At 63.3% G+C, this 25,392-nt stretch carries 18 protein-coding genes and 1 pseudogene; 10 read left to right on the top strand and 9 right to left on the bottom strand.

Translation table 11 applies throughout. The features are described 5' to 3' along the window. The 3 genes and pseudogenes from EAH73_RS04410 to EAH73_RS04400 form a co-directional block, all read right to left on the bottom strand. A pseudogene (locus EAH73_RS04410) lies at positions 1-1,941 on the bottom strand (hypothetical protein); the annotation flags it as partial. 448 nt (positions 1,942-2,389) lie between these two features. Then, entirely contained in the window at positions 2,390-3,406 is a 1,017-nt protein-coding gene (locus tag EAH73_RS04405; protein ID WP_140465251.1) for a T9SS type A sorting domain-containing protein, read from the bottom strand. 370 nt (positions 3,407-3,776) lie between these two features. Then, entirely contained in the window at positions 3,777-4,094 is a 318-nt protein-coding gene (locus EAH73_RS04400) for a hypothetical protein (RefSeq protein WP_140465250.1), read from the bottom strand. A 61-nt stretch (positions 4,095-4,155) separates the two neighbouring features. On the opposite strand from EAH73_RS04400, the gene EAH73_RS04395 reads away from it, so the two are divergent. Together EAH73_RS04395 and EAH73_RS04390 are read left to right on the top strand one after the other, a co-directional pair. Continuing rightward, positions 4,156-5,400, top strand: a complete 1,245-nt coding sequence (locus tag EAH73_RS04395; RefSeq protein WP_140465249.1) for a helix-turn-helix transcriptional regulator — start codon at positions 4,156-4,158, stop codon at positions 5,398-5,400. 260 nt (positions 5,401-5,660) lie between these two features. Further along, on the top strand, positions 5,661-8,138 hold the full coding sequence (locus EAH73_RS04390) for an outer membrane beta-barrel family protein (RefSeq protein WP_140465248.1): 2,478 nt from the start codon (positions 5,661-5,663) through the stop codon (positions 8,136-8,138). Positions 8,139-8,228: 90 nt separating this feature from the next. Here the strand turns inward: EAH73_RS04390 and EAH73_RS23350 are convergent, their stop codons facing one another. Beyond that, positions 8,229-8,747, bottom strand: coding sequence for a hypothetical protein (locus EAH73_RS23350; RefSeq protein ID WP_193560177.1), 519 nt, complete (start codon positions 8,745-8,747; stop codon positions 8,229-8,231). Positions 8,748-9,086: 339 nt separating this feature from the next. Between EAH73_RS23350 and EAH73_RS04380 the strand changes: the two genes are divergently transcribed. The 3 genes from EAH73_RS04380 to EAH73_RS04370 all read left to right on the top strand — a co-directional run bounded on the left by EAH73_RS04380 (position 9,087) and on the right by EAH73_RS04370 (position 15,036). Beyond that, the gene (locus EAH73_RS04380) at positions 9,087-10,277 is read left to right on the top strand and encodes a M50 family metallopeptidase (protein WP_140465247.1); all 1,191 of its coding nucleotides are present in this window, start codon (positions 9,087-9,089) and stop codon (positions 10,275-10,277) included. A 69-nt stretch (positions 10,278-10,346) separates the two neighbouring features. Then, a complete protein-coding gene (locus tag EAH73_RS04375) occupies positions 10,347-11,243 on the top strand; it encodes an ABC transporter ATP-binding protein (RefSeq protein ID WP_140465246.1) in 897 nt (298 codons plus the stop codon). Between the two features lie 136 nt (positions 11,244-11,379). Then, positions 11,380-15,036 carry a M1 family aminopeptidase gene (locus EAH73_RS04370; RefSeq protein WP_140465245.1) on the top strand — a complete coding sequence of 1,219 codons (3,657 nt, stop codon included), beginning with the start codon at positions 11,380-11,382 and terminating at the stop codon, positions 15,034-15,036. Between the two features lie 165 nt (positions 15,037-15,201). Here EAH73_RS04370 and EAH73_RS04365 read toward each other — a convergent pair whose 3' ends face one another. Together EAH73_RS04365 and EAH73_RS04360 are read right to left on the bottom strand one after the other, a co-directional pair. Beyond that, complete coding sequence (locus EAH73_RS04365) at positions 15,202-15,582, bottom strand: hypothetical protein (RefSeq protein WP_140465244.1); 381 nt, start codon at positions 15,580-15,582, stop codon at positions 15,202-15,204. 58 nt (positions 15,583-15,640) lie between these two features. Further along, positions 15,641-16,252, bottom strand: coding sequence for an RNA polymerase sigma factor (locus EAH73_RS04360; protein WP_140465243.1), 612 nt, complete (start codon positions 16,250-16,252; stop codon positions 15,641-15,643). Between the two features lie 127 nt (positions 16,253-16,379). Here EAH73_RS04360 and nuoK point away from each other — a divergent pair, with 127 nt between their 5' ends. From nuoK to EAH73_RS04340, 4 genes are all read left to right on the top strand, one after another. Then, a complete protein-coding gene (nuoK, locus tag EAH73_RS04355) occupies positions 16,380-16,712 on the top strand; it encodes an NADH-quinone oxidoreductase subunit NuoK (protein ID WP_140465242.1) in 333 nt (110 codons plus the stop codon). Positions 16,713-16,789: 77 nt separating this feature from the next. After that, positions 16,790-18,778, top strand: a complete 1,989-nt coding sequence (gene nuoL, locus EAH73_RS04350; protein WP_140465241.1) for an NADH-quinone oxidoreductase subunit L — start codon at positions 16,790-16,792, stop codon at positions 18,776-18,778. Between the two features lie 139 nt (positions 18,779-18,917). Beyond that, positions 18,918-20,519, top strand: coding sequence for an OmpA family protein (locus tag EAH73_RS23960; protein WP_140465240.1), 1,602 nt, complete (start codon positions 18,918-18,920; stop codon positions 20,517-20,519). A gap of 169 nt (positions 20,520-20,688) precedes the next feature. Beyond that, on the top strand, positions 20,689-22,074 hold the full coding sequence (locus EAH73_RS04340; RefSeq protein WP_140465239.1) for a PQQ-dependent sugar dehydrogenase: 1,386 nt from the start codon (positions 20,689-20,691) through the stop codon (positions 22,072-22,074). 194 nt (positions 22,075-22,268) lie between these two features. On the opposite strand, the gene EAH73_RS04335 is transcribed toward EAH73_RS04340, so the two are convergent. Further along, a complete protein-coding gene (locus EAH73_RS04335; RefSeq protein ID WP_140465238.1) occupies positions 22,269-23,000 on the bottom strand; it encodes a DUF72 domain-containing protein in 732 nt (243 codons plus the stop codon). Positions 23,001-23,097: 97 nt separating this feature from the next. On the opposite strand from EAH73_RS04335, the gene EAH73_RS04330 reads away from it, so the two are divergent. Further along, positions 23,098-24,543: an amidohydrolase family protein gene (locus tag EAH73_RS04330; protein WP_140465237.1), complete on the top strand. Its 1,446-nt coding sequence runs from the start codon at positions 23,098-23,100 to the stop codon at positions 24,541-24,543. 70 nt (positions 24,544-24,613) lie between these two features. On the opposite strand, the gene EAH73_RS04325 is transcribed toward EAH73_RS04330, so the two are convergent. Beyond that, positions 24,614-25,093: a DUF2243 domain-containing protein gene (locus tag EAH73_RS04325; protein WP_140465236.1), complete on the bottom strand. Its 480-nt coding sequence runs from the start codon at positions 25,091-25,093 to the stop codon at positions 24,614-24,616. Further along, complete coding sequence (locus EAH73_RS04320) at positions 25,080-25,304, bottom strand: hypothetical protein (RefSeq protein ID WP_140465235.1); 225 nt, start codon at positions 25,302-25,304, stop codon at positions 25,080-25,082. Before EAH73_RS04320 ends, EAH73_RS04325 begins: the two co-directional genes overlap by 14 nt. Positions 25,305-25,392: the final 88 nt, after the last annotated feature.

Here is a 25,392-nt window from a genome sequence, read left to right as displayed (position 1 = left end):
GGCCTGGGCCGAGGCGGCCAGGGCCCCGCCGAAGGCCAGCGACTGCGGGGCGAAGAAGCTCTCCTTGCCGTCGGTGTCGAGCTGGCGCAGGCGGTAGAAGCGGGTGCCCTGCTTGCCGGCCGTCGCGTCGCGGAACTGGTAGGCGCGGGCCTCGGAGCTGTTGGGGGAGGCGGCGGCCACGAAGCCGAGCTTGGCGAAGGCGGTGCCGTCGGTGGAGACCTGCACCTCGAAGCCGGCGTTGTTGAGCTCCTGGGCCGTGGTCCAGCTCAGCAGCGCGTCGGGGCCCTGGGCCACGGCGGCGAAGCTGGTCAAGGTCACCGGCAGCGGGTTCGTCGCGTCGCCCAGGGTGAACACACCGAGTAGAGTGTTAACTCCATCATTCGTAACACCTTCAATATTGGAGCGAACCAAAAGATTGTTGGCTGCGTCGATGGTGGTTTTGGCCAAAGGACGGAAGGGAACAAAGCCATTTTGTGCCCGGAATAGCACGAGGTTGCTTTCGGTAATCCCGTTCAGCTCATTATCCAAGTAGCGGAAGCCAAGCGAGAAGCTAGGGGTACCGGATATGCCAGTGGCCGAGAACGTAAAGCTGCGCTGGATGCTCTGGCTCGTACCTACACCTTTATAGGTAAAGCCCGTGAGGCGAGTGACGGACACAACGCCTGGGGAGCCGCCATTGGGCGTCAGCACAACACCAATGTTGTTAAACGTGTTAGCAGCATTCTGCACAATAGTGCGGTTCAGGCTACGCAGGAAACCTTGTACATAGCTTGTTGCCGTCTCGCCAACAATCTGGTTGCCAGTACCGATGTTGTTCGGGTCATAAATCAGATCAACGCTATTGTTGCTAGGATCCAGCGTCGGCGTTTTGAGTACGCCGTTGACGAAAGTCAAAACGCCCTTGATATCCATGCGGTTCGTAAGCGACTTTGTTCCGCCGCCTTCGATACGAACGTCGATGAACGTGGCGCCGTCAAACTCCTGGTCGCCACCAGCCAAAACGAAGGTTGAGTTAGGCTCTTGGCTGAAGCCACCCGTGAGGGCGAAGAAGTTGCCGTATACCCGCAGCTCCCCTTTTGATTGTCCGTTTACAGGGTCGCTTTGGTCGGTGCCGGCCAGGATAAGCGCCCGGGCACCCGGGGTACCATTAGTGCCGATGCGCAAGGACCGAACCTGAGCTGGGCCAAGCTTGCCGTTAAATATCTTAGGAATGTTGGACGTGCCAGCAGGGATGGTAACATCCGTATTAGCATCAGGTACAGTCTGAGGCGACCAGTTAGCCGCATTGAACCAGTCTTGTCCGGCATTACCAGTCCACTGCGCAGGAGCATTGCCGGTTACTTCGAAGTCAGCTTTGTAGTTGTTACCGTTGTTGCTGTCAAAAATCTTGGTACCGTCGTTGACGTTACCATCAAAATATAGCTCCAATGTATAAGTGCCCTTTCCGCTCGTAAAGGCCAGCAGATCAGGCTTAGTATTGCTGTTGATCCATTTCTTGTTGAATGAACCAGGAAACTGAGGGCTTTCTACTGCCTCGGCAAGCGTCAGCGGAAGCGTTATGAAATTGCCTTTGTTGGCAGCATCCTTTGGGTAAACTCGGTAAGAGAACTGAGCTTTTTGCACATTTTTGCCGCTGTTCTCAAAGGTATTAGCTTCAGCGTCAAGCAGCAATTGGCTGCCTTGAGCATAGGTGCCGGGAAAGCTGTTGTTGTTTGGAAAGGCTGGGGCACTGCCGCCGCCATTGCTGAGGGTGTAGTAGTAAGTACCGTTAAAAACCTCGAAGTTCTTGTAGAAGCCGCTGTTTTGGGCGTTGGCTTGGCTAGCAGAGCCAATGAATAGGACGAGGGCAACCAGTGCCAATAATGTGGCTTTGCTGCCGGTGAATAACCTTCGCAATAGCAGATAAGAAGCGGATTGCTGCGTGTTTAAAAGTTTTTGCATGATGCCAATAAATTATATGTGGAAATTGACGGGCAAATATACGGATAAGGTCACCGTGCGGCTATTTAAATACAATAAAATATTGCTAATCTACATTTTGTGCAAAACCATTGACCGGCTGGCTGGTTTGCCTCCATCTTTCTACTGAAAAGATGCCAAAAGCTATTCGTAAGTCTTAGCTACTCGCGGGAAGGGCCCCTGTGGCCCCTGCGCAAACCAAAAAAGGCCCCTCCAAATGGAGAGGCCTTCTTGGTAATTGTAATTATATCCGGCTAAATAGTGGTAGTGGCCGGTTCAGGATAAGACACTTAAGCCAATGCGAATAAATTATTCAGACGTAGGATAGCGGGAATAGTGGCGGAGACCGCCATAGCAGCTTAATAAATTAGTAGATAGCAGCTTAATACTAGTAGTTGGGTAGCAGCTTAACAATAGGATAAAAGCATAATTAATTAGACACTACAATACGTTTCTGAACCGGGCTGCCGTTGCCAGCCAGTGTGAGGAAGTAGGTGCCGGCCGCCAAGCCCGTTGGCAGCGGCAGGGGGGCCAAGTAGTGCTCCGTCGCTGGCGTGACTTGCTGGGCGAATACCGGGCGTCCAAGAGCATCGGAGAGCTGTAGCAGCACGGGTTCGTTGCTATACCCTTGCATAAGCAGCTGTACCGTGCGGCCCGCGCTGGGGTTGGGGTACACGTCGACCTGCTTGACTTGGTGCGGCACGAGCAGCACCGTGGCACTGTAGTGGATTTCCCCGTTGCGGTCGGCTTGCCGCAGGCGGTAATACATGGGGCGCGCCAGCGGCTGGGGATCGGGCCACTGGTAGGCCAGCGGCTGGGTGCTGTTGCCGGCCGCCGCCACCTGGCTGGCTTCGGCAAAGGTGTTGCCGTCGGCCGAGCGCTCGATGGCAAAGTAGGCGGTGTTGCGCTCGGAAGCAGTATTCCAACGTAGCGAAGCCATGTTGCGGGCGTCAACCGCGCCGGTGAAAGACGTTAGCTCAACGGGCAGTGGGGCCGGGGCGGGCGGGGCAACGCGGGTGGTGGCACCCATACTGCTGCCGCGGGTGTTATAAATAATGCTGGAGCCGTCCGCGTTGTACTCCGCATCGGTAACATAATAATAAGTATTGGGCTGCAGGCCGGTAACCGTAGCGGAGTGGCCCGCGCCATTATAAACCACATAGCCTTTGCCGAGCACCGCCCCTTGGCCGTAAGCAGGGGCAGCGGTATAAAATTGGCCATCAACGGCGGCAAGCGGCGTTGAGGGTTCGCCCCCGGTAGCGGCGATGGCCACCACCCGGCCTTGGCCCGTGCCATACGTGCCAAAGCTTAGTTCCATGGTGGTGGACGTGGCGCGGACGAGGCTCACCTCGCCGCCCCGGCTGGGGGCCGTAACCTGGGCCGAGGCAGTGTGGCTAGCCAGCCCGGCTGCCAGGCCCACCACAAGGGCTAAGGAGCGCAAATTCATATAAAAGCTTGTAGAGAGTGGAACCAAATAGGGAAATTGCTAAAATAAAGTAATGAGTTATAAAGTATAAATATTCTAATAATAAACAAGGACTTATAATTTAGGTGCAACTCGCTGGCCATCTGTTTTGCGATACACAAATATAGGACTAAAAATTAAATTGTAGACTTATTTCTCGTTTTATGAGATAAATAAGAAAATATTATTGTACTTAAATAAGAAAAACAATTTATTAAGCATTAGATAAAATCATATTTCAATAAAAAAGAATAAATGTGCAAATAGTATTAACTAAAGCCTGGCGTTTGCTGCCGCTTTCTGATCCTCTGAGAATGGTTATGAAAAAGGGCAGCCCGCTGGGCTGCCCTAGTCAGGCTATTATTATATATGGCAAGGTGCCGGCTACGCGGTGTATGCGGGGGCCAGGGTGGGGCCCCAGGGTAAGTGGGTGAGCTGCACGGCGTTCCAGCGGGCTTACTGGTGGGGTGGAGTGCAGAAGCACGCGGGCCGTGGTTTCGACATCCTTCTGGCAGTACCTCACGATGAGGGCCAGGTCTTTCTTTACCCAATAGGTGTGGCCTAACTTCGAGCCATCGAGGGCGTTTTTGAGCGAGGGAATGCCGAACGCGCCGGCCAGCAGCGGCAGCGGGATGCCGCCCTTGTGGTCGCCGAATTTTCGGAGGTTCATCGTGTCGAGCAGGTGGGGGAGGTCCTGGAAACCGGGGCCCCGGCGGCGTATTTTTACCGCTATGCTCTTCCAGTTTGGTGCCCGCAGCGCGTTGCTATTACCGTTTGTGGTGCCGGGGGCGGTGGCCGCGCTGTGGCTGTTGGGCCGGGCCCTGAGGCGCGGGGCCCCCACCGACGCCCTGCTGGCGCTGCTCATTGCCCTGCCCACCGTCAGCGTGGCGCAGTGGATGCTGGGCTACGCGGGCTGGTACGACAGCCACGATGGGTACTCGACGGTGATGTTTTACGTGCCCTGGCACTTGGGTACGGCGCTGGGTGCGGGCTATTACCTGTACTTCCGCAGCCTCACCAACCAGGAGTTTCGCTGGCGGCCGCTGGCCGTGCACCTGCTGCCGGCGGGGCTGGAGCTGGGCCTGTTTGCGGCGGCGGCCCTCTACGACCTGGGGTGGTGGCGCGGGCTGCACGGCCGGCCGCTGCCCGATTTCTTTGGCACTAAGGGCGCGGCGGCCACTGCCCTCAACGGGCTGGCCCTGCCGCTGGCGCTGCTCAGCCACGGGCTGCTGCTGGGCTACGGCCTGCGCATGTGGGCCGAGTACCGCCGCTACCGCCGCTACCTCGACGACAACTTCTCGGACCCCGAGCGCCTGCGCTTCGCCGGGCTGCGGCAGCTGCTGCTGTTGCAATTGCTGGTCCTGACGCTGAACTTGCTGTACACGGCGCTGAACACGGTCTTTGCCTTTAACTACGACGCGGCCTGGAATTTCTTCGCCCTGCGCGGCATCCTTATATACGGGCTGGTAGCGGTGGGCCTCCAGGCCAATTACGCGGCCGCCACCAGCCCACTCCGCTTTGGGGCCCCGGCGCTGCCCCCGCCGGCCGATGCCGCGCCGCTGCCCGGTGGCGGCGCGCTGGCGCTGGGGCCCCCGGCGCTGGCCGAGCGCCCGGCCGCTGCGCCGCTACCGCCCGAGCTGGGGCCCTGGCGCACCAAGCTGCTGGCCCTGATGGCCGACGAGCAGCCCTGGCTAGAGCCCGAGCTGACCCTCGCCGAGCTGGCCCACCGCCTGCGCACGCACCCGGCTTTGCTCTCCAAGGTCATCAACGCGGGCTGTGGGCAGAACTTCAACGACTTCGTGAACACCTACCGGGTGCAGGAGGCGCGCCGCAAGCTGGCCGACCCGCGCTTCGGGCACTACTCGCTGGTAGGGGTGGCGCTGGAGAGCGGATTCAACTCAAAATCAACGTTTAACCGCGTGTTTAAGAAGCTGCTGGGCCAGGCCCCCAGCGACGTGGTGCGGCCCAAATTATAAGTTGGGGCGGGCCAGATCATGGCCTGGGGCGCGGGCCGTGGGGCGGGCGAGGACCTTTGCCCTCGTCCTCACCAACCCCCGTTTCGACCGTGAAAACGTTGCTCCCCGCCCACTGGCCCCCGCGCCGGGGCCCCTCATTTCCTTGTTTTTTTCACGGCCGCGGTAACGTTTGGCCGGGGGCCCTGGTAGCCGCAGCAGGCAACCATCGGGGAACTATCCGCATCTGTGCTGGCGGTTCCCTTTCCTTCTACCCACTACGCATGAAAAAATTTACCCGTTGCGCGACGGGCGGGCTGCTGAGCCTGCTCTTCGCGGTAGCCACTGCTTTGCCGGCGGCGGCCCAGGGCCCCGCGGCCGGCACCGGCGCGCTCACCGGCACGGTGCTCGATTCGGCCAGCCGCCAGCCGGTGGCCTACGCCACGGTGGTGCTGCTGCCGCCGGCCCCCAACGAGAAGCCCATTACCGGCGTGGCGGCCGACGACCAGGGCAAGTTCAGCTTCACCAAGCTGGCGGCGGGGCCCTTCCGGCTGCGGGCCAGCTACGTGGGCTACGGCACCCACACCCGCGCCGTGGTGGTGGACACGGGCCCCCTCGACGTGGGGGCCCTGCGCCTGCGGGCCACGGCCCAGGCGCTGGGCGAGGCCGTCATCATCGGCTCGAAGCCGGTGGTGGAGGTGCGCCCCGACCGCCTGGTATACAACGCCGAGCAGGACGTGAGCAACGCCGGCGGTACCGCCCAGGACGTGCTGCGCAAAGCCCCGCTGCTGGCCGTGGACGGCGACGGCAACGTGACGATGCGCGGCTCGGCCAACTTCAAGGTACTCGTTAATAACAAGCCTTCGCCCACGCTGGCCCGCAACCTGGCCGAGGCACTCAAAAGCATTCCGGCTGAGCAGATCCAGAGCGTGGAGGTGATTACGACGCCGCCCGCCAAATACGATGGCGAGGGTACGGCCGGCATCATCAACATCGTGCTTAAAAAAGGCACCAAGCAGGGCGCCAACGGCCGGCTGGGCCTGAGCGGCGGCAACCGCAACAACAACTTCAACTCAGCCCTGAACTTCCGGCAGGGCAAAATCAACTTCACGTCGTCGGCCAACGCCGGGACTTGGTACAGCCCTGGTGCATCAGAAATTTACCGGCTGGGCTACTCCGCGGCTGGTACCGATACGCTGCGCCGCAACGGTACTAACTACAGCAGAGGCGGCTGGACTTACGGTACCGTGGGCCTCGACTACGACCCTGCCGAGCACCATAGCATCACGCTGGCCAGTTCCATTAACTACTACAGTGGCAAGGGTATCCGCGACTTATTTAACCGCTACGATTCGCCATTGCCCGCGGCTAACCAACTGTTCAGTCGCGCTACTACCGAGGTGTTCAATGGCCTCAACGTGGAGGGCACTGCCACCTACACCCGCACCTTTGCACAGGCCCGGAAGGAGTGGAGCGTGCTGGGCCAGTACGCCCTCAACACCGGCACGTTTGGCTACGACTACGATCAGTTTCAGGGGTCCAGCGTGCTGCTGAGCAGCGCCGAGGCCAGCTACCGCGAGCGCAGCCGGGGCCGCACGCCCGGCCAAGAAGTGACGCTCCAAACCGACTACACGCAGCCCCTGGGCGAGCAAAGCAAGCTGGAAGTGGGCCTAAAGGGCATTTTTCGGAGCACCGGCTCGGTGGCCACCGTCGACACACTACGCACCAACTACGGCCCCGCGCTGGCCAAAGACCCGCGCCGCAGTACCGACTTCAGCTACCGCCAGGACGTGCAGGCTGCCTACGGCATCTACTCGTTTGGGGTGGGCAAGAAGCTGAGCGCCAGCCTGGGCAGCCGCCTGGAGCGCACCAGCGTCAACGCCGACTTCCGCACCACCAACTCGCAGTTTGCCCCCAGTTACTTCACGGTGCTGCCCAACGGCTTTGCCCAGTACAAACTCAACGAGGCCAGCAGCATGCGCGCCGCGTACAGCCGCCGCATCACGCGGCCGGCCATCGACTTCCTCAACCCCTTCCGCGATGCTTCTGCGCCGGGGTTTGTGTCCTTCGGCAATCCTTTTCTCAGCCCCGAGCTGACCGATTCCTACGAACTGAGCTACAACACCACCGTCAAAATTACCACCCTCAACGCGGCGCTGTCGGTGCGCCACACCGGCAACGCCATTGAGAGCGTGAACTTGCTCAGCGATACGCTGGGCGTGGTGGAAACCACTTACCGCAACGTGGCGGCCAACACGTTCTACCAGTTCAACGTGTTCGCCTCCCTCAAGCCCAACCCCAAGTGGGACCTGAGCCTGGGCCCCGACGTGCAGTACGTGGTGCGCCGCTCGCCCTCGCTGCAAGCCGACCAGCGGGGCTTCACGGCCAGTCTCAACCTCAATACCTCGTACCGGCTGCCCAAAGAATACACCGTCCAGGCCTTCGCCTACGGCTCGCTGCGCACCATCGACATCCAGGGCTACGGCCCGGCCAACCTGTATTATTCCTTCGGGGGCAAAAAAACCTTCTGGAATAAAAAGGCCGACGTGGCGCTCAACATCGCCAGCCCCTTCAATGGGCGCTGGCCTTACCGCTCCACCCTCAGCACGCCCGCCTTCGACCAGCGCTCCACCTTCTACGCCTACCAGCGGTCTTTCCGCCTGAGCCTCGCCTACCGCTTCGGGCAGGAGCAGCAGGGCAAGCAGCGCAAGAGCATCAACAACGACGACACCAAGGGCGGCGGCAGCAAGCAGGGCGGCTAGGGAAAAGAATTAAAAACTAAAAATGGAGAATTAAAAATCTGACGGCCAGATTTTTAATTCTCCATTTTTAGTTTTTAATTCTCAGGGGCCCTACTTGATTTGGCGCAGGTCGTGCCGCACCTCGTGGCGGGCGGTTTTGAGGTAGGCCTTGAGCTGCTGCTGCTTGGTGAGCGAAATATTGACCGGCGTGAGCAGCTGCACCACGGCTAGCGTGGCGCCGGGCTGCAGGGCGGCCGCCACGTCGGCAAAGCCGGCGTAGGAGGCCACCGCCGCCTCGGGGCCCGTGCCGGCGGGCACCGTGAAGCTGAAGTTGCCCTGCGCATCGGTCACGCACGATTGGTCGAGGCGCGGCAGGCGCACCACGGCCCCGGCCAGGGCCCCGGCCAGCGTTTCGACGCGGCCGGCCAGCATCACTGGCGCGGGGGCGGCCGGGGCGGCCGGGGCGGCCGGGGCGGGCGCCGCGGCCACGGGGAACGCCGCCGGGGCCGCGTGCGATACGTTGGCTGCCAGTAGCTTGGTGCGGGGCTGCCGGGCCTGGGCCTGGGCCGAGCCACTACCCGCCGCCAGGGCCCCTAATAAGAATAAGCAGGAGTAGTAATATCGTTTCATAAGACAGGATGGGGGATAGCGGCGGGGTTAACTTTTTGCTTGAATAATTCAAAACTATCCACCCCCGGGGGCCCCCGGGCGGCATTTCGGCCGGCGCATCGAAACGCCCGGCCAACGCACGCTTCTGACCTGCGGCGCGGCCAAACTGGAATAGTATACTCTGATATAGGCCAGGTGTAATGCAATGCTTGCGCTGCCGATTCATGGGTCGTTCATTTACTGGTGCAGCCAGTTTGCCTGCCCGTGGCCTGCCCGTGGCCTGCCCGTGGCCTGCGCTACCGGCGCGGGCAGGGCGCTCGGGCCCTGGGCTACCGCCGCCCCGCCGCCCCTTGCAAAACCATGAAAAACCTGCGTAAACTCCTGTTTCTTGTGCTGTATGCGGCTCTCGGCGCGGCCCTGGGGACCCTGGGCGCCAAGTACGGCTTGCGGCTGCCGCACCACGCGGCCTGGGGCCGGGGGCAGGCGGCCGGCCTGCTGGCGCTGCTGCCGGTGGCCTGGCTGCTGGCCGTGTTGCTGCACGAGCTGGGCCACGTGCTGGCGGGGCAGTGGCAGGGCTTCCGGTTTTGCTGGCTGGCGGTAGGGCCCCTGCTGTGGAAGCGCGAAGCGGGCCGCCTGCGCCTTGCCTGGAACACCAACCTGAACCTGGCCGGCGGCATGGCCCTGTGCCTGCCCCCGCCCGCGGGCGACCTGCGCCGGCGGTTTATGGCCTTTGCGGCGGGCGGGCCGCTGGGCAGTGCGGCGTGGGCGGCCACGGCGCTGGGCACCTACGCCCTGCTGCCCATTCCTGCCTCGGCTGTGGGGCAGGTGCTGGCCGCGTCGCTGGCCGCGAGCGGCAGCATTTCGGCGCTGCTGACGCTGCTGACGCTCATACCCGTGCACGTGGGTGGCTTTTACAGCGACGGCAGCCGGCTGCTGCACCTGTGGCGGGGCGACGCGGCCGGCCAGCTCGACTTGGCCCTGCTCACGGTGATGGCCCACAGCACGGCCGGCACCCGGCCCCGCCACTTGCCGCAGGGCCCCCTCGCGGCCGCGGCCGCCTTGCCCCCCGAGCTGCCCATGCAGGCCTACGCCCACTACTACCGCTACCTGGGGGCCCTCGACGCCCAGCAAATTGCGCAAGCCGGCCAGCACCTGGCCGCCTACCGCACGCAGCTGCTCCGGCAGCCGGTGGGCCTCCAGGCCAGCGGCTGGCTGGAATCGGCGTTTTTCGCCGCCGCCTACGAGTACGATTTGCCCACGGCCCGTGCCTTCCGGGCGCGGGCGCAGCCCAGCGTGCTGGTCACGGCCGATGTGCTGGCCCGCGTCGAAGCTGCCCTGGCCCGCCTGGCCGGTGAGCCCGCGCCGGCCCTGGCCTTTGCGCAAGCCGCCTTGCGGGCCCTGCCCCGCAGCGTCGACCAGGGCAGCGCCCACCTCTACGCCGAGTGGCTGGCCGATACCGTGCGCTGGGCCGCCGGGCCAGCGGAGCCGCCGCTCCGGGCCGGCGGCTCGCCCGGCGCCGGGCAACCACTCGCCGGTTTTTTGCATCAGTAGTACACGCCCGCCCCGCGCCAGCATTGCCCCGGTTCTCTTTCCCAAACCACCTTTCTCTTTTTTCTGCCCATGTCCCTCACCATCACCAACCTTTCCAAAACGTACCCCAACGGCACGCAGGCGCTCAAAAACGTGAGCCTGGCCATTCCCAACGGCATGTTTGGCCTGCTGGGGCCCAACGGCGCGGGCAAAAGCAGCCTGATGCGCACCATTGCCACGCTGCAAGACGCCGACACGGGCAGCATCGTGCTCGATGGCATCGACGTGCTGCGCGACAAGGAGGCCGTGCGCCGCGTGCTGGGCTACCTGCCCCAGGAGTTTGGCGTGTACCCGAGCGTGAGCGCCGAGGATTTGCTCGACCACTTCGCCACCCTCAAGGGCATTGCCAACGGCAAGGAGCGCAAGGAAATGGTGGGGGCCCTGCTGCACCAAACCAACCTCTACGATGTGCGCAAAAAGCACGTGGGCGGCTACTCGGGCGGCATGAAGCAGCGCTTCGGCATCGCGCAGGCGCTGCTCGGCAACCCCCGCCTCATCATCGTGGACGAGCCCACCGCCGGCCTCGACCCCGCCGAGCGCAACCGCTTCCACAACCTGCTGAGCGAGATTGGCGAGAACCTGGTGGTCATCCTCAGCACCCACATCGTGAGCGATGTGGCCGACCTGTGCCGCCACATGGCCATCATCAACAAGGGCGAGGTGCTGCTCACCGGCGACCCGCTCACGGTGATGAACAACCTGAAGGGCCGCATCTGGCGCAAGCTCATTGAGAAGGCCGAGCTGCCCGCGCTGCAAGCCCGCCAGCAGGTCATCAGCTCGCGCCTGTTTGCGGGCAAAACCGTGGTGCACGTGCTAGCCGATGGGGCCCCGGACGCCGGCTTCGAGGCCGTGACGCCGGATTTGGAGGACGTGTATTTTTCAGAAATCCAGCAGTACGAGGCGCGGGCCAAGCGCGAGGCAGTCTAAAGGGTAGGGTGCGGGGCTTGCCCCCGCCCGTCGTCCGCGCCGCATCCAGCGTGTTTGGGCAACGACGGGCGGGGGCAAGCCCCGCACCCTACGGCAACTTACTTCTCCTCCTTTCCTGCCTTTCAATTATCCGCTTATGTTCCTTCCCATATTCCTTTTTGAGCTGAAATACCGCCTCAAGCGGCCCGCTACCTGGATTTACTTTGTTCTGTTGTTTCTGATGGCCTTTTTGCTGGTGACGGCGGCGGGCGGGGGTTTCGGCACGGGCGTGAATATTTCCATCGGCGGCGACGGGCAGACGGTGAAAATCAACGCCCCGTTTTCGCTCACCATCGTCACCGCCGTGCTGAGCGTTTTTGGGGTCATCATCGCGTCCTCGCTGATGGGCAACCCCGTGTACCGCGACTTTGAGTACCGCACGCACGCGCTGTTTTACACCACGGCCATCAGCAAGTTTGGCTACCTGGCGGGGCGGTTTTTGGGCTCCTACCTCATTGCGGTGCTGGTGTTCAGCGGCATTGGGCTGGGGGCGGCGGCGGCCGGCGTCATGCCCTGGGTGGAGGCCGACCGGTTTCTGGCCAGCGCCCCGGCCGGCACCTACGCGTGGCCCTACCTGGTGCTGGTGCTGCCCAACCTGTTCTTTTCGGGCGCCATTTTCTTCACCGGGGCCACGCTCTCGCGCAATATCCTGAGCACCTACATCGGCTCGGTACTGCTGCTGGTGGTGTACCTCATTGCCTCCTCGTACCTGCAAGACCTCAAGAACGAGCACCTGGTGGCGGCCCTCGATGCCTTTGGCCTTTCGGCCATCGACCTCACCACCCGCTACTGGACTTCGGCCGATAAAAACACGCTGGTGCTGCCGCTCTCCAGCTACGTGCTGCTGAACCGGGGCGTGTGGCTGGCCGCCGGGCTGGTGCTGCTGGGCCTGTGCTACGCCCGGTTCCGGTTCTCGGCCTTCACTTCGGAGCGGGTAGCGAAGAAAACCCGCGCCGCCGCCGGGGCCCCCGGGGGCCCTGTTGCCAGCGGCGAAGGGCTGCGGCTGGCGCTGCCCCGGGTGGCGCAGGTGTTTTCGGGCGCCATGAGCCTGCGCCAGTGGTGGAGCCTCACCCGGCTGGAGTTCTGGGGCATCGTGCGCAGCCGCTACTTCGTGGCCATTGCGGGCTCGGGCGTGATTTTGCTGCTGGCCACGGCCGCGCAGGTGGGCAAAACCTTCGACACGGCCACTTACCCGGTCACTTATGAGGTGATTTCGGCCATCAGCGGCTCGTTTTTCTTCTTCTTTCTGGCCATCATCATTTTCTACAGCGGCGAGCTGGTCTGGCGCGAGCGGCAGGCCGGCGTGGCCCAAATCACCGATGCCGTGCCCGTGCCCAGCTGGGTGCCCTTCCTGAGCAAGCTGGCCGCGCTGAGCCTGGTGCAGGTGGTGCTGCTGGTGGTGGTAATGGCCTGCGGCCTGCTGATTCAGACCTTTAAAGGCTATTTCCACTACGAAATCGGCCAGTACGTGCAGGCCCTGTTTTTGTACGAATTGCCCTACCTGCTGCTGTGGTGCGTGCTGGGCATGGTAACGCAGGTGGTGCTGAACAACAAGTACCTGGGCTTCTTCGTGATGGTGCTCTACTACGTGGCCAACCTGTTTCGCACCCAAATCGGCTTTTCGCACCGGCTGCTGGGCTACGGCGGCGGCGCCTCGCCGGGGCCCTATTCCGACATGAACGGCTACGGGCACTTCCTGCCCGCCTTCTGGTGGACCAAGCTGCTGTGGCTGGGCGTGGCCCTGCTGCTGGTGCTGCTGGCCAACCTGCTCTGGGTGCGCGGCACCGACACCCGCGGCCGCCTGCCGGAAGCCCGCCGCCGCTGGAGCGCCGGCAGCAGCGCCGCGCTGGCGCTGGGCCTGGCCATCAGCCTGGGCGCGGGCGGCTACATCTTCTACAACACCAACGTGCTGAACAAGTACCGCACGCCGAAAGAGGGCGAAAAGCGCCAGGTGGCCTACGAGAAGCGCTACCGCCGCCTCAAGGACGTGGCCCAGCCCCGCATCACGGCCGTGGACCTTAATACTGAGATTTTCCCCAGCACCCGCGCCGTGCGGTTCCGGGGCCGGTTCACGCTGGTGAACAAGCACGCCAGGGCCCTCGATACCGTCATCGTGAACATTCCGGTGGAGCAAAACCCGCGCGTGCTGGCCCTCACCCTGGGCCAGCCCGGCCAGGCCGCCCTCGCCCTGAACGACACCACCTACGGCCTGCGCCTCTACCGCCTCGCCCAGCCGCTGGCCCCCGGCGACTCGCTCAGCCTCGGCCTGGACCTCCGCTACCAGGAGCGCGGCTTCCCCAATTCGGACTCGAATACCGACATCGTGCACAACGGCACCTTCGTTAGCAGCGGCTACCTGCCCGGCCTGGGCTACCGCGAAAACGCCGAGCTGAGCGGCGACCAGGACCGCCGCAACTACGGCCTGAAGCCCAAGCCCCGCATGGCCCCCGTCAACGACCTCAAGGCCCGCCAGAACACTTACATCAGCTCCGATGCCGACTGGATTCGCTTCCGCACCACCGTCAGCACCGAGGCCGACCAGACCGCCATGGCCCCCGGCTACCTCCAGAAAGAGTGGGTGCAGGACGGCCGCCGCTACTTCACCTACGTGATGGATCGGCCCATGCTCAACTTCTACACCTTCCTCTCGGCCCGCTACAAACAGTATAAGAGCCAGTGGGTTGACTCCGTGGGTGGCCGTACCATTCCCATCACCATCTACTACCAGCCGGGCCACGAGTACAACCTCCAGCGCATGGCCGCGGGGGCCCGCGATGCCCTGGCGTACTGCTCGCGCAGCTTCTCGCCCTACCAGCACCGGCAGCTGCGCATCCTCGAGTTCCCGCGCTACCAGTCCTTCGCCCAGAGCTTCGCCAATACGGTGCCCTTTTCCGAGGCTATCGGCTTCATTGCCAAGGTGAACGACGAAGACCCCGAAGACCTGAACTACCCCTACTACGTGACGGCCCACGAGGTGGCGCACCAGTGGTGGGCCCACCAGGTCATCGGTGGCAACGTGCAGGGCAGCACCCTCATGGCCGAGGCCATGGCCGAGTATTCGGCCCTCATGGTGCTGCGGCAGCAGCGGGGCCCCACCGCCATGCAGCGCTTCCTCAAGTTCGATATGAACCGCTACCTCAGCGGCCGGGCCTTCGAGAAAAAGAAGGAAGTGCCGCTGGCCCTGGTCGAAAACCAGCAGTACATCCACTACGCCAAGGGCTCGGTGGTGATGTACGGTCTGCAGGATGCCATGGGCGAGGGCGTGCTGAACGGGGGCCTCAAAAAATACGTGGCCGCCGTGGCCTTCCAGGGCCCTCCGTACACCAATTCCACGGAGTTCGTCGGCTACCTGCGCCGCGCCGCCCCCGACTCGCTCCAGCCCTACCTCACCGACCAGTTCGAGCGCATCACCCTGTTTGACAACCGCGTGACGGCCGCCACCGCCAAAAAGCTGCCCAACGGCCGCTACCAGATCGATTTCACGGTGAAATCGGCCAAGTTCTACGCCGATAGCCTGGGCAACCAGCGCCCCGCCGACCAGTCGCGCGATGCGCTGCCCCTGGCCATCCTGCCCGCCCCCGACAAGAACGGCAAGCCCCAGCCCCCCCTGCTGCTGCTCAAGCGCCACTTAAAAGCCGGTGATAACAAGCTCAGCTTCACGGTGAACAGAAAGCCCGCCAGCGTCGCCATCGACCCCTTTAATATGGTAATAGACCGCCAGCTCGACGACAACCGCAAGGACCTCAAGCTGTAAGCTGCTTACCTCAGCCCCAGCGGCAAGAAAGCGTACGTAGCTGAACGACAAAGCCCCAGTGGGGCGGCCCGGGGTGTGGGCCGCCCCACTGGGGCTTTTGGCTGCGGGTGCCGCGGGTATTGCCACCGATGGGCTGCCCCGCTGGGGCGGTACCGCCCGGGGGGCCTACGCGGGCTGCTGGGCCGGGGCGGCAGCGGCGGCTTCGGGCCGGCGCATCCAGCCCATGCCGCCGCACTTGGCCTGCATTTGCTGGCGGAATTTCTCGCGGGCTTCGGGGCTGAGGTTTTCCATGCGGCCGGCCATGCGCTGTTGCCAGGCGCGACGCTTTTGGGCCCAGCTGCCGCGGCGCCCGCCCCAGTTGCCAAACAGCAAGCGGCTGAGCAGCAGCAATCCGAAGGTTTGGCCAAGGGTAATGAGGGGCCCGTGGAAGAGCACCGGCACCAGCCAGTTCCACAAGTACTGGGTGAGGAACAGCACGGCCGTGACGAACAGGCTGGCAAAGACAACGAATTTGAGGCCGCGCAGCAGCAAAAATTTACGGTCCATAATAGGGAGTATAATTAAGTTGAGTAAGCAAAAATCAGGAGGGCCCCGGGGGCCCCGGCTAGTCCGTGAACAGCTCGGTATAGAGCTTCTGGAGGCGCTTGCGCAGGTGCAGCACGGCGTAGTGCTTGCGCGAAATCAAGGTTTTGAGGGGCACGCCGGTTTCGGCTTCCATGTCCTTGAAGCTCTTGTCTTCCAGTTCGTGCCACACAAACACTTCGCGCTGGGCCACCGGCAGCTCGGCCAGGGCATCGGCCAGGGCCTCCATCAGGGTTTCGCGCAGCAGGCGGTTTTCGGGCGAGTCGTCGGGGGCGGGCAGCAGGTCGGCCAGCAGCAGGCCCTCGCCGTCGGGGTCGGCCTCGGCGGCCCCAAAGGCCGTTTCGAGCGACACCGGTCGCTGCCGGCGGTACAGGTCGATGATGCGGTTGCGGGCCACCCGGAAGAGCCAGGCGGCCGCCTGCTCCACGGGTTTGAGCAGGCGGTAGCTTTCCACCAACTCGGCAAACACGTCTTGTAATAAATCTTCCGCCTCCGCCTCGTCGGGAATGCGGCGGCGGATGAACTGCAGCAGCCGGGGCCGCTGCTGGCGCACGGCGTCGGCAATTTGCCGGTCTTGTTGCGAGGCCGTCATCGGGAGGATGGGAGTGGGGAGCGAAAAAGCCAGGTTTTCCATGGTGGGCAAGCAGACGGGGCCCCGGCCCTAATACTTTAACCGGCGGGCGGTTTGCTTTTTCAGGATACCTTTGCCTGCCCAAAATACGGCCCAAACCCGGGCCAATTCTCCGCCCGTTCCGCCCCGCATGGAAGCCACCATTCCCGAAGTCATCCGCACCGTTCCGCTGCAGTACTACGTTTTTTTCGCCACGGCCCTGTTTTCCATTGGCGTGGTGGGCGTGCTCACGCGGCGCAACGCCATCATCATCTTCATGTGCATCGAGCTGATGCTGAATGCGGTGAACATTTTGCTGACGGCCTTCTCGGCCTACCGCTCCGACCCCAACGGGCAGGTGTTCGTGTTCTTCATCATGGCCGTGGCGGCCGCCGAAGTGGCCGTGGGCCTGGGCATCATCGTCATGATCTACCGCAACTTCCAAACCACCGACGTCAACCTGCTGAGCCGGCTCAAGTGGTAAAAACGGTGCACCCGGCGGCGCTGCTTGTATAGCAGGGCCCCGCACTATTTTCCCCACTGCCCTACCAAGTCCCCTTTATGGAAACCGTTATCCCCGGCCCCAACGCCCCGCACGCCACCCTGCTCTACGTCCTCATCCCGCTGCTGCCCTTCCTGGGTTTTCTGCTGAACGGCTTGCTGAACAAGCGCTTGCCGGCCGCCGTGGCCGGGCTCATCGGCAGCGCCACCGTGCTGGGCTCTTTTCTGATTTCCGCGTTCCTGTTTTGGAGCTTCCTGCACCCGGTGGCGGGCTGGGCGCTGCCCGGCACCGCGGTGCACCGCGCCTACACCGTCGAGCTGTTCGACTGGATATCGGTGGCATCGCTGCAAATCCCGTTCGGCTACCAAATCGACCAGCTTAGCCTTATTATGTTGCTGCTCGTGACGGGCGTGGGCTTTCTCATCCACGTGTACAGCATCGGCTACATGGCGCACGACGAAAACGTGGGCAAGTTCTTTAGCTTTCTCAATCTGTTCGTGTTCAGCATGTTGGTGCTGGTGCTGGGCTCCAACTTTGTCATCCTCTTCATCGGCTGGGAAGGCGTGGGCCTCTGCTCGTACCTGCTCATCGGCTTCTGGAACACCAACACCAACTACAACAACGCCGCCAAGAAAGCCTTCATCATCAACCGCATCGGCGACCTGGGCTTCTTGCTGGGCATCTTTCTCATCTACCTCACCTTCAACTCGGTGCAGTACGGCGAAGTGTTCCATAAGGCCTCGCTGATGCAGTTTGGGCCCTACACCGTGGGCATTTGCACGGCCATCACGCTGCTGCTGTTCGTGGGCGCCATGGGCAAGTCGGCCCAGCTGCCGCTCTACACCTGGCTGCCCGACGCCATGGCGGGCCCCACGCCGGTATCGGCCCTTATCCACGCCGCCACCATGGTCACGGCTGGCATCTACATGGTGCTGCGGGCCAACGTGTTGTTTACCCTGGCGCCCCAAACGCTGGAGGTGGTGGGCATTGTCGGGCTGGCCACGGCCTTCTTCGCCGCTACCATTGGCCTGGCTCAGAACGACATCAAGAAAGTGCTGGCCTACTCCACGGTGTCGCAGCTGGGCTACATGTTCCTGGCGCTGGGCGTCATGGGCTACTCGTCGTCGCTGTTCCACGTGCTCACTCACGCCTTTTTTAAGGCCCTGATGTTCCTCGGGGCCGGTTCGGTCATCCACGCCATGAGCGACGAGCAGGACCTGCGCCGCATGGGTGGCCTGCGCAAAGCCCTTCCCATCACGTTCTTAACTTTCCTCATCGGCTGCCTGGCCATTTCGGGCATCCCGCCGTTTTCGGGCTTTTTCTCCAAGGATGAAATCCTAAGCCACGTCTACGAGCACAACAAGCTGATGTGGGCCGTGGGCCTGTTCACCTCGTTCCTCACGGCGTTTTACATGTTCCGCCTGCTGTTCCTGGCCTTCTTCGGCGAGTTCCGCGGCACCGAAAAGCAGAAGCACCACCTGCACGAGTCGCCGGCAAGCATGACCCTGCCGCTCGTCGTACTGGCCATTTTGGCGGCCGTGGGCGGCTTCATGGGGGCCCCCATGGTGCTGGGCAAGCACTACCTGGCCGATTTCCTGGCCCCGCTCTTCACCTACTCGCAGCGTCTCAACCCCGCCGCCTTCGCCCTCGAGCCCGACCACGGCACGGAGCTGATGCTCATTGGCTTGTCGGTAGCGGCCGGTGTGCTTGGCATTGGCCTGGCCTACGTGATGTACGTGGCCCGCGCCCAGCGCCCGGTGGCCGACGACGCCCCGCGCTCGGCCCCCGAAAACCTGGTGTACCACAAGTATTACATCGACGAGCTCTACGATGCCCTGTTTGTGAAGCCCACCATGGCCCTGTCGCGCGGCCTGTTCAAGTTCGTGGAAAACGGCGTTATCAACCCCATCACTAACGGCTTTGGGCGGGCGGTGCAGGGCGGCGGCTTCCTGCTGCGCTACGTGCAAACTGGCGCCGTCGAAACCTACCTTATCCTCATGGTTATTGGCATTGTGCTGATTCTGGGGCTGAACTACGGACGGATGTAAATTGCTAAAAACCAAGCGTACGGCCGGGGTCCTCATGGGGGCCCCGGCCGTACGCTTGGTTTTAAAGACAACTTTTTGCGGTCAGGAAAGTATATCGCCTTAGCCTTATTAAGGAACTATTACCCTTTCTTTCTACCGTATGAAATTAAATCTCTTCTCTCCCCGGGCTCTAGCGTCTGGTGCCGTACTTACTGCGGTATCGCTGGGGGCCTCGTTTAGCGCGCAAGCGCAATCGGCCGACCACAAAACTGCCATCAGCGGCAACGTCAGCGTGCTGCAATACCGCGGTGAGCTTGGCAACGACTGGTGGAACCTGGGCCGCGATGGCCTGCGCTTTGGCGGCGGGGCCGCCATCACGCGCTACCTCTCGCCGTCGTTCGACGTGAGCTTGATGGGCAACTACCAGCTCTATCGCTTCTCTAATAACATCCAGGCCGCTGCCCAGAATAGTAAATTTTCTGTAAAGTCGGGGTTTGCGGACCTAGCGCTTAAGCTGAAGCTCAACAACGGCAAAATTCTTAAGGAGGACGCGTTCATTCAGCCGGCTATTTTCGGTGGGGTGGGCATGTATCTGGCCCACAGCGTTGGCAACAACGGCACGAATAACTTCGACAATGCCATTGGCCGGCCCGATTTCATGGGTGGGGCCCTGCTGCGTTTCCGCTTGTCGCCAGCCTTGGCACTCGACGTGCAAACGGCCTACCACTACCCGCTGACCGAGCGCACGGACAACGTGTACAGCGCTACGGACAATCGCTACGATGACTTCTTGGTGCACTCGGTGGGCCTAACGCTGGCCTTGGGAAAAGCTAAGGACACCGACGCCGACGGCGTGCCCGACCGAAAAGACAAGTGCCCCGACACACCGGCCGGCGTGAAAGTGGACCCCACGGGCTGCCCCATCGATACGGACGGCGACGGCGTGGCTGACTACCAAGACAAGTGCCCCGACGTGAAAGGCTTGGCCGCTCTGCAGGGTTGCCCCGATGCGGACGGCGATGGCGTGGCCGACGGCGACGACAAGTGCCCCAACACCCCCGCCGGCACTAAAGTGGATGCCACTGGCTGCCCGCTTGACACGGATGGCGACGGCGTATCGGACGACAAAGACAAGTGCCCCGGCACCCCGGCTGGCGCTAAAGTGGACGAAAACGGCTGCCCCGTTGATTCGGACGGCGACGGCGTATCGGACGACAAGGACAAGTGCCCCAACACCCCGGCTGGTACGAAGGTGAACGCTAACGGCTGCCCCGAAATGTCGGACGAGCAGAAGGCGACCAAGTTCATCCAGTTCGAGTACAACCGGGCTCGCCTGCTGCCGGTATCGAACGAGCGACTCGACCAGATTGCCCAAACCCTGACCGAGTTCCCCGACTACAGCCTCAGCTTGGCCGGCCACACCGATAGCAAGGGCAGCGAAGGCTACAACCTGCGCCTCTCGTACGACCGCGCCGCTGCGGCCCGCGACTACCTGCTGAAGAAGGGCGTGCCCGCCGAACGCATGGAAGCCCGCGGCTACGGCAAAACCAAGCCGCTCGACACGAGCAAAACTGCTGCCGGCCGCGCCAAAAACCGCCGCGTAGAATTTGACCCCTACCTGACGGGCGAAACCAACCCGGCCGAAGCCAAGTACGGCCCGGCCCCGACCATCGCCCAGCTGCAAGCGGAGGGCAAAACGGCTCCCGACGGCGCCGCTCCGGCCCGCAAGAAAACCCGCACCAAAAAGGCCTCGCGCAAGTAGGTATTTCACCCGCTTGACGACGTTGACAAAACGGCCCGCTGCAGAGCGGGCCGTTTTTATTTGGGGCCCCTGGGGCAACTAATCGTGAAGAAACGATGTAAAACACAGGGCCCCAACTTGCGCTTTGGCGCGTTCGGGGGCCCTACCAACCACCGTATTTTCCGCACCCATGCATATTAAAAACGTCCTGCCATTGGCTGGCCTTGGTTTGCTGGCGGCCTGCAACAGCGGGCCCAGCACCCAGGAAAAGCAAGAGGCCGCCGCCACCACGCCCGCCCAAACCGTGACCACGCCCGCTGAAGAAGCGGTGCACTTGCCTGCCCCTTACGCCACTAAATCGACAAGCAAGCGGGTGGATGTGATTGACTGGCCCGCGGGCAAAACGCCCACTGCGCCGGCTGGCTTTACCGTGACGGAGTTTGCCGGGGGCCTGCAAAGCCCGCGCTGGGCCTACGTGGCCCCCAACGGCGACGTGCTCGTGGCCGAGGCCACCACGCTGCCCAAAGGCACCAAAAAGGAAATTGCCGCCGCGCTGCACCTCGACAAGTCGCGCTCGTTGCAAGCCACCAGCGCCAACCGCATCACGCTGCTGCGCGACACCGACCACGACGGCAAGCCCGATGTGCGCACCGTATTCTTGAGCGGCCTCAACCAGCCCTTCGGCATGCTGGTGATGGGCAACTCGTTCTACGTGGCCAATACCAACGGCGTGCTGCGCTACGCGTACCAGCCCGGCGCCACCAAAATCAGCGGCGCGGGCCAGAAAATCCTGAGCCTGCCCGAGGGCGGCTACAACAACCACTGGACTCGCAACTTGCTGGCCAGCAAGGACGGCAAAACGATTTTCGTGACCGTGGGCTCGGGCTCAAATGTGCAAGAGCACGGCCCCGAGAACGAGGTACGTCGGGCCAACATCCTGGAAATTAACCCCGACGGCTCGGGCGAGAAAATCTTCGCCAGTGGCCTGCGCAACCCCATCGGCTTGGCTTACTACCCCGGCACGAGCACGCTGTGGGCCGCCGTGAACGAGCGCGACGAGCTGGGCGACGAGCTGGTGCCCGACTACATCACGAGCGTGAAGGAAGGCGGCTTCTACGGCTGGCCCTACTCGTACTTCGGCCAGAACGTGGACCCCCGCCGCAAAGGCGAGCACCCCGAGCTGGTGCAAAAAGCCTTGGTGCCCGACGTGCCGATGGGCCCCCACGTGGCGGCCTTGGGCCTCACGTTTTATGACCAGAAAGCCTTTCCCGCCAAGTACCGCAACGGCGCTTTCGTGGGTGAGCACGGCTCTTGGAACCGCGCCGCTTACTCGGGCTACAAAGTGGCGTTTGTGCCGTTCAAAGACGGTAAGCCGGCTGGCAAGCCCGAGGATTTCCTGACCGGCTTCCTTGTCGGCGGCGACTCCGACAAAGCCTACGGTCGCCCTGTGGGTGTGGTAACCCTGGCCGACGGGGCCCTGCTCGTGACCGACGACGCCGGCAACAAAGTGTGGCGCGTGGCCGCCGCGGCGGCTCCCAAGGCCACGGCTTTCGCTCCCGCCAGCCGCCGGCGCTAAGGCCCGCTGCCAACTTAGGGCCCCCGAACCTACGCTAGGTTCGGGGGCCTTTTTGCGTTCAGGGCGTGCTCGCCTGGGGCCCCTGGCTGGAAAATGTGCGGTGCCCCGGGGCCCCAGTAATCCAGTGCTGGGCGTAAATTGAAGGGCGGCGTTTTTATGGGCCCCGGCCTGAAACGCCTGGGTCAGGGCGCCTGCTACTGGTTTGGATCAACCAAGGCCAGCAGCTGGTGGGCGTTGCCGATGGCTGAGGCGCCGATGTCGTTGTTGAAGTACAAATACGCCTGCTCCACGCCCGGCGCGGCGGCTACTTCCGCGGCCACGCGCTGCAAAAATGGCGCGTCGTAGGGCGAGGCGTAGAGGTGCGGCACGCCGTGGAAGCGGTAGTAGAGCGTGGGTGCGGTGGCCACCACGACGTCGGGCAGCAGCGGGTGGCTTTGGCCGCTGAATGCTACGCGGCGCTGCCGCAAGGCCTCGTACACCTCGCCGCGCCACCAGCTGGGGTGCCGGAATTCGAGCACGTTCATAAACGCCGGGTCGAGGCAGTCGAGGATGCGCGCCAGGCGCTCGGGGTCGTAGGCCAAGCGCGGCGGCAGCTGGAACAGCACGGGCCCCAGCTTGTCGAGCAGGCCCCGGCCGGTGGTGTCGTAGAAGTCGCCCAGCAACTGCCCCACGCCGTGGAACTGCTTGTAGTGGGTAATTAGCTGCGGCACCTTCACCGCAAACTGGAAGCCGGCCGGGGCCTGCGCGTACCAGTTCTCCAGAAACGACAGCTGCGGGAAGCGGTAAAACGTCACGTTCAGCTCCAGGGTGCGGAACTGCTGGCTGTAGTACTCGAACCAGCGCCGCATGGGCAGCTTTTCGGGGTAGAACGCGCCGCGCCAGTGCCGGTAGTGGTAGCCCGAGCAGCCGATGTGGTAGGTAGCCATGGGGGAGAAGCGAACAAATGCGCGGTGGGTACTATCATCAGAGTCGTTTGCACCCCGACCTTAGCCGGGTATTACGGCAATATTCCCTCCGGCAACCATGAAAACGACGCAGCTTTTTCGCTTGTTACTGGGGGCCCTGCTCGGCGGGGCCCCGGCGGCCGCCAGCCGGGCGCAGGCCCCGCCCACGTTCACGCCGGCCGTGCAGGCGTTCATCAAAGTGAACGCACCGGTGGTGGCCCTCACCGACGCCAAGGTGATTGACGGCACCGGGCGGCCGGCGCTGCTCCACCAAACCGTGCTGCTGCGCGACGGCCGCATTGCGCAGGTGGGCCCCAGCAAAAAAGTGAAGGTGCCCGCCGGGGCCCAAACCATCAGTTGCACTGGCAAAACGCTGATTCCTGGCCTGGTGATGCTGCACGAGCACCTGTACTACACCATGCCGGCGGGCGGCTTTTTCAACATTGCCCAGATGCCGTACTCGTTTCCGCGGCTGTACCTGGCGGGCGGGGCCACCACCATCCGCACGGCCGGCAGCATCGAGCCCCAGACCGACCTGGCCATCCAGCGCCTCATCGGCGAGGGCAAGTTCATCGGGCCCGACATGGACGTGACGGCCCCCTACATGGAAGAGCCCGGCATGGACATTCCGGCCCTGAACACGGTGAAGGGCCCCGAGGAAGCCGCCACGGCCACCAAGTTTTGGGCCGACCGGGGCTGCACGTCGTTCAAAATGTACATGCACGCCACCCGCGTCGACCTGGCCGCCGTGGTGCGCGAGGCCCACCCGCGCCACCTCAAAATAACCGGCCACCTCTGCGCCCTGACGTACCGCGAGGCGGCGGAAATTGGCATCGACAACCTGGAGCACGGCTTCATGGCCAGCTCGGATTTTGTGGCCAACAAAGCGCCTGACGTGGCCGACTACCCCGCCGCCCGCCTGGCCCTGCAGCGCCTGCCCGTGAACAGCCCCGCCATGGCGGACCTCATCAAGTTCCTCATCGGCAAAAACGTGGCCCTCACCTCCACGCTGCCCGTGTTTGAGCCCTACACCGGCCGCGAAGTGGTGCTGGGCGGCGGCCTCGACGCCCTAATTCCGCAACTGCAAGAGCGCGAAAATGCTACCTGGCAGCAAAACCAGGGCAAGGACTCGGCCAGCGTGGCCCTGTTCAAGAAGGAGCAAGCCTGGGAAAAGCAATTCTATGACGCCGGGGGCCTGCTCGTGGCCGGCACCGACCCCACCGGCGCCGGCCGCACCATTGCGGGCTACGCCAACCGACGCGAAATTGAGCTGCTCGTCGAGGGCGGTTTCACGCCGCTGCAAGCCATCAAAATCTGCACCCTAAACGGGGCCCGCTACCTGGGCCGCGACCAGGACATTGGTACCATCGAAGCCGGCAAGCAGGCCGACTTAGTGCTGGTGAACGGCGACCCCGAGCAGAATATTCGCCAGCTCCGCCAAATGGAAATCGTGTTCAAGCACGGCGTCGGCTTTGATTCGCCCAAGCTGTTCGAGTCCATGAAAGGCAAAGTGGGCCTGAACTAGCCCAAACGCCGCGGGCTCGCGCGTGGGGCCCCAGCCGAGCGGTTGCCTCGCGCGCCGGGTGCCGCTCGCGCTACTGCCGCCCCGCCTGCACCAGGCCCCAGCCGCCCGCTAGCAGCAGCACCCCAAACCCCAGAAAAGCCAAATCGGCCGGCAAGTGGTTGGGCGTGTACTCGTACACGTGGTGCAGGCCCAGCAGCTCGTGGTCGATGACGCCCTCCACCACGTTGAACAGGCCCCAGCCCAGCAGCAGCCCGCCCGCCAGCGTGGGGCCCGAGTGCGGCACGTCGGCCCGGCCGGTGGCGCTCCACAGCAGGCGCAGCCCCACCGCCGTCAGCACCCACACCGCCGCGTGGAAGAGGCCGTCCCAGTACATATTCACCTTGGCGCGCACCAGCGTGTCGGGCGGCAGCTGGCCCGACAGCATGTTGTGCCATTGCAGAATCTGGTGCAGCACAATGCCATCCACGAAGCCGCCCAGGCCCGCGCCGAGCAGAATGCCGGCCGCCACCAGCGGCGTGCGGTGCCGCGCGGGGGCTCTAAGCGGCTGCACGGCCCGGAGCAAAGCGGGGCCGGAGCCGGTCCCAGTAAAACAAGCCCACGCCCAGCGCCAGCAGCACGGCCACTGGCAGCAGCACCAGCGCCAAGTTGGCCGAGTAGGCCGCGTTGTGGATGCCGGCTTGCACCCGCGGCCGGCACCAAGCGCACGCCCAGGCCCCGCCGCTGGGCAGCAGCCAGACCAGCAAAAAGGATAAATTTTTCATGCAGCGCAGTGAAAGGTACCCTGCGCCTACGCGGTCCCAAAAGCTAAGTTTAGCGCAAACTGAGCCGTAGGGGCACATTTTTGGGCAG

Origin of the sequence: Hymenobacter nivis, assembly GCF_006439025.1 — a bacterium.
In the GTDB taxonomy this organism is placed as follows: Bacteria; Bacteroidota; Bacteroidia; order Cytophagales; family Hymenobacteraceae; genus Hymenobacter; species Hymenobacter nivis_A.
This window is presented reverse-complemented; position numbering and strand designations above follow the sequence as displayed.

What these genes read in the sequence shown, in the direction of transcription:
- EAH73_RS23960 (WP_140465240.1), top strand. Translation starts at nt 18,918, where the DNA reads ATGAAATTAAATCTCTTCTCTCCCCGGGCTCTAGCGTCTGGTGCCGTA.
- nuoL (WP_140465241.1), top strand. Translation starts at nt 16,790, where the DNA reads ATGGAAACCGTTATCCCCGGCCCCAACGCCCCGCACGCCACCCTGCTC.
- EAH73_RS04390 (WP_140465248.1), top strand. Translation starts at nt 5,661, where the DNA reads ATGAAAAAATTTACCCGTTGCGCGACGGGCGGGCTGCTGAGCCTGCTC.
- EAH73_RS04405 (WP_140465251.1), bottom strand. Translation starts at nt 3,406, where the DNA reads ATGAATTTGCGCTCCTTAGCCCTTGTGGTGGGCCTGGCAGCCGGGCTG.
- EAH73_RS04335 (WP_140465238.1), bottom strand. Translation starts at nt 23,000, where the DNA reads ATGGCTACCTACCACATCGGCTGCTCGGGCTACCACTACCGGCACTGG.
- EAH73_RS04370 (WP_140465245.1), top strand. Translation starts at nt 11,380, where the DNA reads ATGTTCCTTCCCATATTCCTTTTTGAGCTGAAATACCGCCTCAAGCGG.
- EAH73_RS04375 (WP_140465246.1), top strand. Translation starts at nt 10,347, where the DNA reads ATGTCCCTCACCATCACCAACCTTTCCAAAACGTACCCCAACGGCACG.
- EAH73_RS23350 (WP_193560177.1), bottom strand. Translation starts at nt 8,747, where the DNA reads ATGAAACGATATTACTACTCCTGCTTATTCTTATTAGGGGCCCTGGCG.
- EAH73_RS04330 (WP_140465237.1), top strand. Translation starts at nt 23,098, where the DNA reads ATGAAAACGACGCAGCTTTTTCGCTTGTTACTGGGGGCCCTGCTCGGC.
- EAH73_RS04380 (WP_140465247.1), top strand. Translation starts at nt 9,087, where the DNA reads ATGAAAAACCTGCGTAAACTCCTGTTTCTTGTGCTGTATGCGGCTCTC.
- EAH73_RS04320 (WP_140465235.1), bottom strand. Translation starts at nt 25,304, where the DNA reads ATGAAAAATTTATCCTTTTTGCTGGTCTGGCTGCTGCCCAGCGGCGGG.
- EAH73_RS04360 (WP_140465243.1), bottom strand. Translation starts at nt 16,252, where the DNA reads ATGGAAAACCTGGCTTTTTCGCTCCCCACTCCCATCCTCCCGATGACG.
- EAH73_RS04395 (WP_140465249.1), top strand. Translation starts at nt 4,156, where the DNA reads ATGCTCTTCCAGTTTGGTGCCCGCAGCGCGTTGCTATTACCGTTTGTG.
- EAH73_RS04340 (WP_140465239.1), top strand. Translation starts at nt 20,689, where the DNA reads ATGCATATTAAAAACGTCCTGCCATTGGCTGGCCTTGGTTTGCTGGCG.
- nuoK (WP_140465242.1), top strand. Translation starts at nt 16,380, where the DNA reads ATGGAAGCCACCATTCCCGAAGTCATCCGCACCGTTCCGCTGCAGTAC.
- EAH73_RS04400 (WP_140465250.1), bottom strand. Translation starts at nt 4,094, where the DNA reads ATGAACCTCCGAAAATTCGGCGACCACAAGGGCGGCATCCCGCTGCCG.
- EAH73_RS04365 (WP_140465244.1), bottom strand. Translation starts at nt 15,582, where the DNA reads ATGGACCGTAAATTTTTGCTGCTGCGCGGCCTCAAATTCGTTGTCTTT.